At 68.9% G+C, this 13,624-nt stretch carries 10 protein-coding genes; 1 reads left to right on the top strand and 9 read right to left on the bottom strand.

Going from position 1 to position 13,624, the window contains the following annotated elements; genetic code table 11:
* Positions 1–24: 24 nt before the first annotated feature.
* A complete protein-coding gene (locus FHR84_RS06515) occupies positions 25–705 on the top strand; it encodes a spermidine synthase (protein ID WP_343075175.1) in 681 nt (226 codons plus the stop codon).
* A gap of 72 nt (positions 706–777) precedes the next feature.
* Here FHR84_RS06515 and FHR84_RS06510 read toward each other — a convergent pair whose 3' ends face one another.
* The 9 genes from FHR84_RS06510 to FHR84_RS06470 all read right to left on the bottom strand — a co-directional run bounded on the left by FHR84_RS06510 (position 778) and on the right by FHR84_RS06470 (position 13,551).
* On the bottom strand, positions 778–1,524 hold the full coding sequence (locus FHR84_RS06510; RefSeq protein WP_179534566.1) for a cell division protein FtsQ/DivIB: 747 nt from the start codon (positions 1,522–1,524) through the stop codon (positions 778–780).
* Positions 1,521–3,035: a UDP-N-acetylmuramate--L-alanine ligase gene (gene murC / locus FHR84_RS06505; RefSeq protein WP_425489866.1), complete on the bottom strand. Its 1,515-nt coding sequence runs from the start codon at positions 3,033–3,035 to the stop codon at positions 1,521–1,523. Before murC ends, FHR84_RS06510 begins: the two co-directional genes overlap by 4 nt.
* Complete coding sequence (gene murG / locus FHR84_RS06500; protein WP_179534565.1) at positions 3,032–4,174, bottom strand: undecaprenyldiphospho-muramoylpentapeptide beta-N-acetylglucosaminyltransferase; 1,143 nt, start codon at positions 4,172–4,174, stop codon at positions 3,032–3,034. Before murG ends, murC begins: the two co-directional genes overlap by 4 nt.
* Before the next feature lie 106 nt (positions 4,175–4,280).
* Positions 4,281–5,726 carry a putative lipid II flippase FtsW gene (gene ftsW, locus FHR84_RS06495; protein WP_179534564.1) on the bottom strand — a complete coding sequence of 482 codons (1,446 nt, stop codon included), beginning with the start codon at positions 5,724–5,726 and terminating at the stop codon, positions 4,281–4,283.
* Positions 5,727–5,732: 6 nt separating this feature from the next.
* On the bottom strand, positions 5,733–7,154 hold the full coding sequence (gene murD, locus FHR84_RS06490; protein WP_179534563.1) for a UDP-N-acetylmuramoyl-L-alanine--D-glutamate ligase: 1,422 nt from the start codon (positions 7,152–7,154) through the stop codon (positions 5,733–5,735).
* A 108-nt stretch (positions 7,155–7,262) separates the two neighbouring features.
* Positions 7,263–8,342 (bottom strand): phospho-N-acetylmuramoyl-pentapeptide-transferase, encoded by a 1,080-nt coding sequence (mraY, locus tag FHR84_RS06485; RefSeq protein WP_179534562.1) that lies wholly within the window; start codon positions 8,340–8,342, stop codon positions 7,263–7,265.
* Entirely contained in the window at positions 8,339–9,847 is a 1,509-nt protein-coding gene (locus tag FHR84_RS06480; RefSeq protein WP_179534561.1) for a UDP-N-acetylmuramoyl-tripeptide--D-alanyl-D-alanine ligase, read from the bottom strand. Before FHR84_RS06480 ends, mraY begins: the two co-directional genes overlap by 4 nt.
* Positions 9,844–11,439, bottom strand: a complete 1,596-nt coding sequence (locus FHR84_RS06475; protein ID WP_179534560.1) for a UDP-N-acetylmuramoyl-L-alanyl-D-glutamate--2,6-diaminopimelate ligase — start codon at positions 11,437–11,439, stop codon at positions 9,844–9,846. The genes FHR84_RS06480 and FHR84_RS06475 overlap by 4 nt, the downstream gene beginning before the upstream one ends.
* Positions 11,440–11,679: 240 nt before the next feature.
* Complete coding sequence (locus tag FHR84_RS06470; protein WP_246300302.1) at positions 11,680–13,551, bottom strand: peptidoglycan D,D-transpeptidase FtsI family protein; 1,872 nt, start codon at positions 13,549–13,551, stop codon at positions 11,680–11,682.
* Positions 13,552–13,624 lie beyond the last annotated feature (73 nt).

The raw sequence follows: 13,624 nt of genomic DNA, 5'->3' as shown, positions 1-13,624 counted from the left end.
GCGACAGGAAGGGTGGTGCCGAGCGTGGCAGGTGAACGAGTGGCGACAGCGCACTCCCCCCGTGGCGAGACGGTGCTGTCGCGCCGGGAGGACGGAACGCTCGAACTGCGGGTCAACGGTGTGTTCGTCATGGACACCGCGCACACGGCCAGCGAACGCGCGCTGGCCCGCGACGCCCTCGACGCGTTCCTCGGTTCCAGGAAGCCCCCGCAAGGTGGCACAAGGGTACTCATCGGCGGCCTCGGCCTCGGTTTCACGCTGCACGAGGTGCTCGGCTACTCCGATGTCGACGGGGTTGTCGTGTCCGAGGTCGAACCGGCGGTCGTGGAGTGGTTCCGGCAGGGCCTGGTGCCCGAGGTCGCCGCCGATCGCTTCGACGAACGTGTGACTTTGCACACCGCGGAGATCACCGAATCGGTGTCCGAACAGCGGGACTCCACCCTGGACATAGTCCTGCTCGATGTGGACAACGGCCCCGGGTACCTGGTGCGTTCCGAGAACGCCTCCGTGTACGGAACGAGCTTCTTGCGGCAGTGCCGTGACAAGCTGGGCCCCGGAGGGCTGCTGGCCGTCTGGTCGTCCGCCCCGGCTCCCGAGCTGGCCGAGTCCGTCCGCGAGGTTTTCGGCGCCGTGGAACAACGTGCTGTTCCGGTGACGCTGGGCTCGCTGGAAACCGAGTACCACCTCTACACCGGCGCGAACTGACGGCTTCCCACCGGGGGGAGGCGCTGCCGACTCCCCCCCGGGAACACCCGTGCGCTCTCCGAGGTGAGCCACTCAGGACACGGTGGGCAGCTCCGGAGCCGTGACGTCGTAAATCCTGCCCTCCCGGGTGAGCAGCGCGGGAAGCACGGCGGCCTTGAGCTCCGACTCGCGCGCGCTGCCCCACTCGACGGTGCGCCCCCTCGTCAACAACAACCGCACCCGGCCGGAGCCGTCCAGCTCCACCACCCGGACCTGCTGCCGGACCTCCTCGTCCAGCGAGGTGAACGCCGTGACCGCGTCTTCGGTCCGTTGCTCGCCACTGTCCTCCGGAAGGCGGAGTTCGGGCATCTCCCGGGGCCGTTCGGGCGCCTCCGCGAAACCGACCCCGTTGTCGTCGACCAGTCGGACTCCCTCGGATAGCCGTTCGAACAGGACCGGTTCACGCTCCGCGACACGGACCCGCACGGTCGAGGGCCAAACCAACCGCACACTGGCGGATTCCACTCGGGAGATCCCCGTCACCCGCTCGCGGACGGCCGCGCGGTCCACTCGCACTATCGGAGTGCCCTCGTCGATGGAGGCCACCTGGCGCACCCGGGCCGAATCGAGCACCTCGGTACCGCTCACCCGCACCGAACGCACTCCGAGAACCGGGGTGAAGAAGACGAGCACGGTACCCGTGGTGATCAGAGCGAGCGCGACGAGAACGACCCAACGGCCGACCCGGAACCCGCCCGAGGCCTCGTTCCCGTCACGGCGTCCCCGTGTCCGCGAGCTCGTACGTCCCCCGGGGGAACGTCCCCGCCCCGGCTCCCTCATGACGGCTCCGTGTCACTCGGTTCCGATCGCGTCGTGCTCCGGTTGCCCACTTCGGTCAGGATCTCCGGGCCGAGCATGGTGACGTCGCCCGCGCCCATGGTCAGCACGACGTCGCCGGGGCGAACCAACTCGGCGATCCGGAGGGGCACCTCGGCGATCGACGGCTCGTAGTGCACCCGCTCCCGGGGCAGGGGCACGGCCTCGGAGATCAACTCCCCGGAAACGCCGGGCTGCGGTTGTTCCCTCGCCCCGTAGACATCGAGCACCACCACCTCGTCGGCCAGGGCCAGCGCCTCGGCGAACTCCTCCGCGAAAGCAGCGGTCCTGGAGAACAGGTGCGGCTGGAAAACCACGACGAGCCTGCCGGAGTCCACCTCGGTACGGGCGGCGCGCAGCTGCACGCGCACCTCCGTGGGGTGGTGGGCGTAGTCGTCGTAGACACGCACCCCGTCGGCCCTGCCCTTGAACTCGAAACGACGACGCACCCCGCCGAACGCGGCCAGCCCCTCCAGCAGCCCGTCCAGCGGCGCCCCCAACTCGAGCCCCGCGAGCAACGCCGCCACCGCGTTGCCGGCCATGTGCTCCCCCGGCACGGAGACGAACAACTCCACGGACCGGGTGACCCCACCTTCACCGAGCCGCAACTCGACCAGGCTCCTGCCGTGGCGGGGGTGATATCCGACGAGTCGTGCGTCGTCGTCGCCCACGACCGCTGAGCCGTAACGACGGACGCGGAAACCGGCGCTTTCGGCCCGGTCGGCGAGAGCCGCCGCTCCGGGATCGTCCACCCCTGCGATCAGCACCCCACCCGGCTCGACGCGCTCGACGAACCTCTCGAACACCTCGGTGTAGGCCTCGATGGTGCCGTGGTGGTCGAGGTGGTCGGGCTCCACATTGGTAACCACGGCGACCTCGGGCGAGAACGCGAGAAAGGACCCGTCGCTCTCGTCGGCTTCGGCCACGAACACGCCTCCGTCGCCGTGGTGGGCGTTCGCCCCCGAGTCGTTGAGATCACCACCGATCGCGAAGGACGGATCGAGCCTGCAGTGCTGCAGGGCGACCGTGAGCATCGAGGTCGTGGAGGTCTTGCCGTGGGTGCCGGTCACGCAGGCGACCCGGTGATCACGCATCAGCGCGGCCAGCGCCTCGGCGCGCCCCAGCACGGGGATGCCACGCTCGCGTGCCCCCACCAACTCCGGATTCTCCGCATCGATCGCGGTGGAGACGACCACGGCGCTCGGTGGGGTGGCGTACTGGTCCAGGTTGTCCTCGTGATGGCCGACCCCGACCCTGGCCCCCTGGGTCCGCAGCGCGAGCACGGTGCGGGAGTCGCGGGCGTCCGAGCCGGAAACCCGTTCTCCCCGGGCCAGCAGGATGCGAGCGATTCCGCTCATCCCCGCCCCCCCGATTCCGACCAGGTGCAGGTGGGACAGCAACTCGTCCGTCGTCGGCGCGAGCGCCTCCTCCGCGGAACTCCGTCCGGCCCGTCCGCCGGCTGCGTCACCGTTCACTGCGCGGCCACCTCCAGTACGGTTTTGGCCAGCACCCGATCGGCTTCTCGGTGGCCGGTCTCCAGCGTCGCGCGGTTCATCCGCGCCAGCATGTCGGGGTCGCAGGCCAAAGGTAGCACCTCGTCGATGACGCGCTGCGGCGTCAGTTCCTCGTCGGTGATCATCCGCGCTCCGCCCGCGCTGACGACGGGCTGGGCGTTCAACGCCTGTTCCCCGTTCCCGTGGGGCAACGGCACGAACACCGCGGGCAGCCCCACAGCGGAGACCTCGGCCACCGTCATGGCACCGGAACGGCAGACAACTAGATCGGCCGCGGCGTAGGCCAGGTCCATCCGCTCGAGGTAGGGCACGGGCACGTAGGGAGGTGCCCCCGCCACTTCCTGCACCGCGACGGTGTTCTTCGGGCCGTGCGCGTGCAGCACCCCTACCCCGGCCCGTCCGAGCGCGTCGGCCGCCCCGGAGAAAGCGGTGTTCAACGTCTGCGCACCCTGCGAACCGCCGAAAACGAGCACCGTGGGGGCACGGGGGTCCAGACCGTAGTGGGCCCGCGCCTGTTCCCGCAGCGCGGCACGGTCCAGCGTGGTGATCGACTCCCGCAGCGGGATCCCTATGGTGCTCGCCCCGGGTAAGCCGCTGTCCGGCACGGCGGCCAGCACGCGCTCCGCCAGACGTGCTCCGACCTTGTTGGACAGCCCGGCCCGCGCGTTGGCCTCGTGCACGACGATCGGGACCCTCCCCCTGGCGCCGAGGTACGCGGACAGGGAGACGTAGCCACCGAAACCGACGACCACATCTGCCCCCACCCGGTCCAGGACCTCACGGGTCCGGCGGACCGAATCACGGACCTTCAGCGGCATCCGCAGCAGTTCCGGGCTGGCCTTCCGGGGCATCGGCACCGGGGGGACGAGTTCGAGCGGGTACCCCCTCCTCGGCACGATGTCGGTCTCCAGCCCGCGCTCCGTGCCGAGCGCCACCACACGAGCGTCCGGCCGAAGCCTGCGCACCGCGTCGGCCAGGGCCATCGCCGGTTCTATGTGTCCGGCCGTACCCCCGCCCGCGACTACCACGGTCGGCCCCTTCCGCTCCGGAGCGGACGAGTCCTCTCGACCGGCCGGGGAGCCCGGTTGCTGTGTGCTCAACGAAGTCCTCCTCGTAACTCGGGGTTCGTGCGGCGTCGTGTGCTTCCGCCGCCGCTCTCACGTATGTCCCCGGCAGGGCGAACGGAACCGTGCACAGCCGTTCCGCTCATCGTGCCGAGCGGGCCCTTCTCGGACCCCGTGCTGCGCTCTGTCGTTGCTTCCCCGCTCGCGAACCACCACCGGCCCCCGACTTCCCGGAAGGCTTGGCGGGCTGGGGGCCGCGTTGTTTGGCGGCCGTGTTGTTGGTCGAACGTCGCGGCGCCGGGGGCCGATACGGAGTCGGGGTTGGAAGGCGCAGCAGTTTTCCGACCCTGCCCGGCCCCAGGGACCGCAACGCGGCGATGGCCTCGGGCTCGTGTCTGGCGCAGTTGGCCAGCAGCCCGAAAACGATCATCGTCGTGACCACGGAGCTGCCTCCCGAGGAGATCAACGGCAGCGGAAGCCCCGTGACGGGGAGCAGCCCGACCACGTAGCCGATGTTGATGGCCGCCTGGGCCACCAACCACGTGGTCAGGGTCGCCGCGACCAGCCTGATCCACGGATCGGTGTTGCGGCTGGCGATCCGCATCCCCACGTAGGCGACGGTGCCGAACAGGACCAGCACCACGGCACAACCGACGAACCCGAGTTCCTCCCCGAGCACCGCGAAAATGAAGTCGTTGTCGGCCTCCGGCAGGTACTGCCACTTGGACCAACCACGTCCGAGCCCCTCGCCGAACAGTCCGCCGTCCGCGAGAGCCAGCAACGCCTGGTTCGACTGGAAACCGGCTCCCTGGGGGTCGGCCCCCGGGTTCAGGAACGAAGTGACCCGGCCCATCTGGTACCCCCCAACGGTGATCAGCACCGTGGCGGCGGTGACGCCTCCCAGCAGGACCGCGCTGAACAGCCGCAGCGGAGCCCCCGCGAACCACAGGAGCGCGAGCAGCACCACCCCCAGCAGCACCGTGGAACCGAGGTCCGGCTGCATCATCACGAGGGCGAATATCAGCAGGGCCGCGGGGACCACCGGAACGAGCAGGTGCCGGTACTGCCCGAGCAGAGCGCGTTTGGTCACCAGCACGTGCGCCCCCCACAGCGCGAGGGCGATCTTGGCGGGTTCCACCGGCTGGAACGAGATCGGCCCGAGCACGAACCAACTCTGCGCCCCGTTGTCGGACGCCCCCAAACCGGTGAGGACGAGCACGAGCAGCAGGAGACAGATCAACAGCAGCACATGGCTGAAACGACGCAGCGCCCACACGGGCATGCGCATGGCGACGTAGCATCCCACCGCACCGACCAGACAGTGCACCAGGTGGCTCAGGAAGATGCTGTAGGAGGACCCCTCCTCGTTGAACGACTCCACGCTGGACGCGGAAAGCACCATCACCAGGCCGAACGCCGTCAACAGACCGAACACCGCGAGCAACAGGTGAAACGAGGCGAGCGGCCTGGTCAACCAGGCGGTCAGTGCCGAACTCACTCCGCGCAGACCGTCACCGAGCCCCTGCCTGCCGCGTTCACGAGAACCGCCGCCATGCCCACGAGAACCGCTGATGTTCTCGGCCGCCACGACTGATCACCCCCTGTGCCGTTCGGCCCGGTCCACGGCGGACTCGGCCAGCACCGCACGCACGGACTCGGTGAACTCCCGCCCCCTGTGGGCGTAGTCGGTGTACATGTCCATCGACGCGGCGGCGGGGGCCAGCACCACGGCCGTTCCCGGTTCGGCGTGGTCGGCGGCCAGACGTACGGCTTCCGACATGGCCGACTCGCGCTCCGGAGGGACGCTCACCACGGGGACGTCCGGCGCGTTCCGCCGCAGCGAGTCGGCGATGAGCCAGCTGTCGGTGCCGATGAGCACGACCGCCAGGAAGCGCCGCGCGTGGGTACGCACCAGTTCGTCGACGTCGGCGCCCTTCAACAGGCCACCCGCGATCCACACCACGCTGGAATGCGCGCGCAGGGCTGCCGAGGCGGCGTGCGGGTTGGTCGCCTTGGAGTCGTCGACGTAGACCACCTCGTCGGCTTCGCCCACGACGACCGAACGGTGCTCGCCGGGGGCGAAGTCGCGCAGCCCCGCGGAGCAGGCCGCGGGGGAAACACCGTGGGCGCGGGCGAGCGCACAGGCGGCGAGCGCGTTGGAGAGGTTGTGCGCCCCCACCTGACGGATGTCGCCCACCCCGGCGAGGTGCGTGGAAACGGCCCCGTCCGCTCCACCGCCCGGAAAGGCCCGGTCGCGTAGTTCCTCCCCCACGACACCGAGCTGTCCGCGCCTCGGCTCACCCGTGGTGATACCGACGGCGGTCGCCGTGGCGTACTTCTCGGTCAACCTCGTCGAGGCCTCGTCGTCGGCGTTGTACACGGAGAGGACGTTCCCCCGGTAGACGGCCGACTTGGCGAGACCGTAGGCGTGCAGCGAACCGTGCCAGTCCAGGTGGTCGTCGGCCAGGTTGAGCACCACCCCCGCGTGCGGGGACAGTGTGTTCGACCAGTGCAACTGGAAACTCGACAACTCCACGGCCAGCACTCCGTGCCCCGCGCGCACGGCGTCGACGGCGGGCAGGCCGACGTTGCCGCAGGCGACCGCGTCGAGGCCCGCGGAACGCAGGACCGACTCGAGCATGCCCACCGTGGTGGTTTTACCGTTCGTGCCCGTGACGGCGAGCCACACGGCCGGTTCGGAACTCGCGCGGTCGATCCGCCAGGCGAGTTCGATCTCGCCGATCACCTCGATCCCGGCGGAGGCAGCGGCCTCGAGCAGCGGAGCGTCCGGGCGCCAGCCCGGACTGGTGACCACGAGATCGGTTCCCGCCGGGGGCTCGGTCAGGGCGGTGCGCAGTTCCGCGCCGCGTCGCCGCAACTCGGAGAGGTCAGCCAGTCGTTCCTCGGACGCGTCCGTGATCGTGACGGCGGCCCCCTCGGCGAGTAACGCCTCGGCCGCCGATCTGCCGGACACCCCGGCGCCGGCGACCAGAACTCGTGCACCCACCTTGCTCATGACCTCACCAACGATCCGCGTGAAAGATGTGCCGTTCGGCGCAGGCCCGCGTCCTGAACTCCCCCGGCCCGCTCGTCACGGCTCGATCGCCCCGGGAACCGGGTCTCATCAGGTCCCGCCGGCCAAGGACAGCCAGTCGGCGTAGAACAGTCCCACTCCGAACAGGCAACTGATCGCACCCAGTATCCAGAACCGGATGATCACCGAGGTCTCGGCCCACCCCGCGAGCTCGAAGTGGTGGTGGAACGGAGCCATCCGGAACAGCCGCCTGCGCGACGTACGGAAAACCACGATCTGCAACACCACCGACAGGGCCTCGACGACGAACAGACCGCCGATGACGATCATCAGCAGTTCCGTCCGGGTCGTCATCGAAAGCCCGGCGACCAGCCCACCGATGGCCAGCGAACCGGTATCGCCCATGAAGATCTTGGCCGGTGCCGCGTTCCACCAGAGGAATCCGACGCAGGACCCCATGGCCGCCGCGGACACCACGGCGACGTCCAGCGGATCACGCACCTGGTAGCAGGCCGGCCCGAGTTCGGAAGCCAGCTGGCAGGAGTTGCGGAACTGCCAGAAGGAGATCAGTACGTAACTGGCCAGCACCATCGCGGCCGTTCCTCCGGCCAGACCGTCCATGCCGTCGGTGAAGTTCACCGCGTTGGACCAGCCGCTGATGGCGACGTAGGCGAACACCACGAAACCGATGAGGCCGAAGGAGACCACGTTGATGTCACGGATGAACGACAGGTTGTCCGAAGCGGGTGTGAAACCGTTCCTGTCGGCGAACTGCAGGGCCAGGACGGCGAACAGGACCGAGGACAGCATCTGGCCGACCAGCTTCGCCGTCTTGTTCAGTCCCAGGTTACGGCGCTTGCGAATCTTGATGAAGTCGTCCAGGAATCCGACGACGCCGAGCATCGTGGTCAGCCCGAGGACCAGCAGCGCGGTGATGCTGGGAAGCGCGTCGGACACCGTCACATGAGTCGCCAGGTATCCGACCCACATGGCGACGAGAATCGCCATTCCCCCCATCGTGGGGGTCCCTCGCTTGGACGAGTGGGACTTCTGCACCTCCTCGCGGATCTCCTGGCCGAAGCCCTGTTTCGAGAAGACCTTGATGAGATACGGGGTGAAGAGGATGGAGACGACCAGACCGACGGCCGCGGCGACGAGAATGCTCTTCACGTCGTACCACCGCCTCGCGCGGGGTCGTCCTCGACGGATGCCCGCGCGGTGGATCCCGTCAGTTCCTCGGCGACGCGCCACAGCGCCGCCGCGTTGGACGCCTTGATCAACACGGCATCATCGGGCCGCAACTCGTCCCGCAACAACCCGACGGCGGCCTCGACGTCCGGTACCAGAATCGACTCCTCTCCCCAAGAACCTTCCAACGCGGCACCCTGGTGCATGGCACGGGCCTGATCACCGACCACGACCAGACGATCGATGTTCAGCCGCACGGCCAGCCGCCCGATCTCGTCGTGCGCGGCGGCCGTCTCGTCACCCAACTCGCCCAGCACGCCGAGAACGGCCCAACTCCTACCCGGACCACCGTGCGTCATCGAGGCGAGAGCCTTCAAAGCGGCCCGCACCGATTCCGGGTTGGCGTTGTAAGCGTCGTTGATCACCGTAGTCCCCGCCGGAGTCTCGGTGACCTCCATCCGCTTGCCGGACAGCTGGCGTATCCGCCCCAGACGATCGGCGGTCTGCTCGACGGTGACTCCGGCCTCCCTGGCCACCGCGGCCGCGGCCAACGCGTTACCGACGTGGTGCTCACCGTGCAACGGCAGTCGCACCGTCGCCCGCCCCTCCGGAGTGACCAGCGTGAATCCGGGACGCGCCTGTTCGTCGAGCTCGACGTCCTCGGCCCTGACCTGGGCGTCCGGGCGTTGCCCGAACCGCAACACCCGCGCGTCGGTGCGCTGGGCCATGGCCGCCACAGCCGGGTCGTCGGCGTTCAACACCGCGACCCCACCGTCGTCCGCGGCGGGCAGTGCCTCGACCAGCTCGCCCTTTGCCCTGGCCACGGCCTCCCGCGAACCGAACTCGCCGAGATGGGCACTGCCGACGTTGAGCACCACGCCCACACGGGGCGGGGCCGATTCGCACAGCTCCGCGATGTGCCCCGTCCCACGAGCGGACAGCTCCAGAACCAGGTGGCGGGTGTCCTCGTCCGCACGCAGCACCGTCCAGGGGTGCCCGATCTCGTTGTTGAACGATCCGGGCGGAGCCACGGTCGGTCCCGAGGGTTCGAGCAACTGCGCGACCAGGTCCTTGGTCGAGGTCTTGCCGGAGGAACCGGTGACCCCCACGACCGTGAGCCGCTCCAACCGATCGACCACCAGGCGGGCGAGTCGCGCCATGGCGACCAGCACGGCGGCCCCCGAGCCGTCCGTGTCGCCGGCCAGAGCCATCGCACGCGCCCGTTCGGCCGCGTCGACGGGCGGAACGATCACAGCGGGGGCATCCACTTCCCTCGCCGCGAGCACGGCGACCGCTCCGTCCGCGACGGCACTCTCCGCGAACCGGTGCCCGTCGACGTGTTCCCCCGGCACCGCCACGAACAGCCCACCGGGACGTATCTTCCTTGAATCGAACTCGACGGCCGCGGTGACGACCTCGCTACCGTCGGCGCGGTGCAGTCTGCCACCGACTACCTCAGCGATCTCGTCGAGGCTGAGCCGGATCACCTTGCCTCCTCGTCACTTCCCCGGTTCTTCTCCGGGGACCACCGCACGGCGGTGGTTTCCGTCCCTTCCGGACCTTCAAGTCGTTCGCGCAACGCGGCCACCAACTCGTCCCGGTCCGAGAAGGGGTGGGTCACCCCGGCCACCTCCTGGCCGGTTTCGTGCCCCTTCCCCGCGACCACGACGACGTCGCCTCCGCGCGCACGAAGCACCACCTCGTTGATCGCCGTCCGCCGATCGGCGATCTCACACAGCACGGCGCGTTCTTCCTCGGCCACTTCCGCCGCTCCGCCGAGCACGCTCGCTCTGATCCCCGCCGGATCCTCACCGCGGGGATTGTCGTCCGTCACTATCAGCAGGTCCGCCGACCGTGCCGCTGTGGCACCCATGACGGGGCGCTTGGCCGTGTCCCTGTCACCGCCACAGCCGAGCACGACGAGCACCCTCCCCGCCGCTTGAGCCCGCGCCGCTTCCAGCACGGCCTCGACGGCATCGGGCTTGTGCGAGTAGTCCACCACCGCGGCGAAGTCCTGTCCCAGCGCGACACGCTCCATGCGTCCCGGAACGTCCACCTCGGCCAGTCCTTCGGCGACGGCGCTGCCGTCCACACCGAGTTCCCACAACATGGCAGTGGCGAGCAGAGCGTTGGCGACGTTGAACGCTCCCGGCAAGCGTAGCCGGATCTCCACACGAGCGTTGTCCGGACCACTCGCCGTGAAATGCTGCTCCCCGCTCGGATGGGCCACCACTCCGTTGGCGGTCCAGTCGGCATCTCGCCCCTCGGTCGCGACCGTGACCACCCCGGAACGGACCAGCCGCCGCCCCCAGTCGGTGTCGAGGCACACCACCTCACGCGCACAGCGACCGTCGAACAGCATGGCCTTGGCGGCGAAGTAGTCCTCCAGGTCACTGTGGAAATCCAGGTGATCCCTGGAAAGATTGGTGAAACCGCCCGCGGCGAAATCGACCCCGGAAACCCTGCCCAGCGCCAACGCGTGACTGGATACCTCCATGACCACGTGCGTGACACCGCGTTCGGCCATCACGGCCAGCAGGGCCTGCAGGTCGGGAGCTTCCGGGGTGGTGAACGCGCTGTCGAGACGGACGCCGGCCACGCGGGTCTCGACCGTGCCGATCAGCCCGGTGACGAAGCCCGCCCGTCGCAGCGCGGCCTCGGCCAGGTAACTCGTGGTGGTCTTTCCCGAGGTGCCCGTTATGCCGAGCACGGAGAGCCGTTCGGAGGGCCTGCCGTAGATCTCGGCAGCCAGCGCTCCGAGGACACGACGCGGTTCGGGATGCACCAGCAACGGAACATCGCCCCCGGCCACGGAGGAGTGCTCGGTCAACGCCGCCGTGCTCATTCCCTCCTCGTCCGTGACCACGGCGCGGGCCCCCGCGTCGAGGGCAGCAGCGGCGTGCTCCGCACCGTGAGTGCGGGCGCCGGGCAGCGCGGCGAACAGGTCACCGGCAACGACATGTTGAGCACGCAAAGTGACGCCGCTCACTTCGACCGGGGCGCTCACGGCGGAGTCCGCCGGTTCGGTGATGCGGACCACGCGGGCACCGGTCGATTCGGCTAACTGCTGAATGCTCACCGGCTCGACACGCGATGGACGAGGCGGGGAAATCGCAACCGCGGAAGGCACGGCGAAAAGGTTACCTGTACCGCTCGGAGGAGCAGCCTTACGGTGGGCGCGTCCCCCGAGCAGTCGTACCTTCTGCCCCGAAAGGAGGAGATGAAACCTCTCCTCCGCATTCCCGCCGACCTCCTCCGTGCGAGCCTCCTTCGAAGTCCCCGGCGGAGTGGCTGCTTCGAATGCCGAGCCCTTCGTGACTCAACGTTTCTGCAGTGTCTTCCTCGGAGCGGGTTCCGAGGAAAGCGGAATGTCGTAGCGACGTGTCAGATCGGCCGCCACGTCGTGGAACAGCGGCCCGACCGAGCGGGTGCTCTCCGGTTCGTCGAGCATGATGCCGACCACGTACCTCGGATCGTCCGCGGGGACCGTGCCCGCGAACGTCACCCAGTGCTTGGAATTGCTGTAGCAGCCACACGAGGGGTCCGGTTTTTGCGCCGTCCCCGTCTTGCCCGCGATCTGGTAACCGGGCAGAGCGGCCTCCGGAGCGGTACCCCCCTGCTCGGTGCCCTCCTGGACGACGGAGCGCAGCATGTTCCTGACCGTATCGGCGGTCTGCTCTCCGACCACCCGAACTCCTTCGGGACGCGGCTGGGCGACCTCCGTACCGTCGGGTCGCACCGTCGATTCGACGATCCGCGGCGGGATCCGCACCCCGTCGTTGGCGATCGCCTGATACATACCGGCCATCTGCAGCACGGTCATCGAGAGTCCCTGACCGATCGGCAGATTCGCGAACCTCGTGTCCGACCACTGTTTACGTGCGGGAACCGTCCCCGGACTCTCACCCGGCAACGCGATACCGGTCTTCTCCCCCAGGCCGAACTTGTGGATCAGGTCCGCGAAGCGGTCCTTGCCGAGCTTTCGCGCGGTCTTCAGAGTCCCCACGTTGGAGGATTTGGCCAGTACCCCCCTGAAAGTCAGCGGAAGAGTCTCGTGGTCCCAGGCGTCATGGATCGTGGCACCGCCCATCTTGATCTCGTCCGGGACGTGCAGCACCGTGTCCGGTTCCACGATGTCGTGTTCGATCGCCCCCGCGGCCGTGATCAACTTGTTCACGGAGCCCGGTTCGTACGGCGTGGTCACCGCCCGGTTGCTCAGGTTCCGCGAAGCCCTGCTGGACTGGTCCTCGGGCTCCGAGGAATCGGCGTTGGCCAGCGCGCGCACCTTGCCGGTCTTCGTGTCGAGCACGACCGCGCTGCCTCCGGACGCTCCTCTCGCCTCGACGTAGGACGCCAGTTTCCGGTTCAGCACGAACTGCAGATCGGAATCGAGAGTCAACCGCACGTCCGAACCGGGCTCGGCGGCCTTGATCTTCTTGGTTCCCGGGATGACCAGACTGCTGCCCATGGCCGTGTCCGAGATCTTGACTCCGTCCTCGCCGGTCAGCTTCTTGTCCAGCGCGTTCTCCAGGCCCACTGTTCCGCGGATCTTGCTCTCCCCCTTGCGCCAGGAGGCGGCTCCCACGATGTTCGCCGCGACCGACCCCGCCGGATAGCGCCGGACGGCTCGGTACTCGCTGCCGATCTGCGGGTACTCCTCGTGGATCCTCCGGGCCGTCCCCGGGTCGATCAACGGCCCGAAGTAGAGGAATTCCTGGTCGGAGAACAGCGCGTCCAGGACCTGCTGCTCCCGGACCCTGCCGTGGGTGATCTCGGCGATGCCCTTGGCGATGGCCCGCTTCTTCTCCGGGCCCGTTTGCGCCCAGGGCTTCTTCTCGCGCTCCTTGCGCTGCTGCTCGTCGAGAAGCCGGGGATTGGCGTAAAGCTTGCGGGCCTCACCGCTGAAGGCGAGCACTCTGCCGTTCACGTCGGTGATCGAGCCACGCTCCGCCGGAATGGCCTGCTTGGTCACCAGCTGGTCGTTGGCCTGCTCCGACAACGCCCGCGCCTCGAACCCCTGGACGATCACCAGTTTCGTTCCGGTCGCGACCAGGGCGAGCACGAGCAGCAGCCTGCCGATGCCCAAGCGCCTCTTGCTCGCGGCGACCTTGGTCCGCGGAGTCCGGGCGGAACGGGTTCCGCCCGAGCCGCTCGAACTCCGGCCCTGACTTTTGCCCGTCGCCGGGCGCATCGGAGCACGACGGGACGTGTCGCGCCTGGAGCCTCCGCGTCGGGGTGTACCACGTTGCCTGTCGCGACGAGCC

Origin of the sequence: Actinopolyspora biskrensis (assembly GCF_013408175.1) — a bacterium.
Classification (GTDB): domain Bacteria; phylum Actinomycetota; class Actinomycetes; order Mycobacteriales; family Pseudonocardiaceae; genus Actinopolyspora; species Actinopolyspora biskrensis.
The sequence above is the reverse complement of the archived record's forward strand: the minus strand, read 5'-3'. Positions and strand labels throughout refer to the sequence as shown.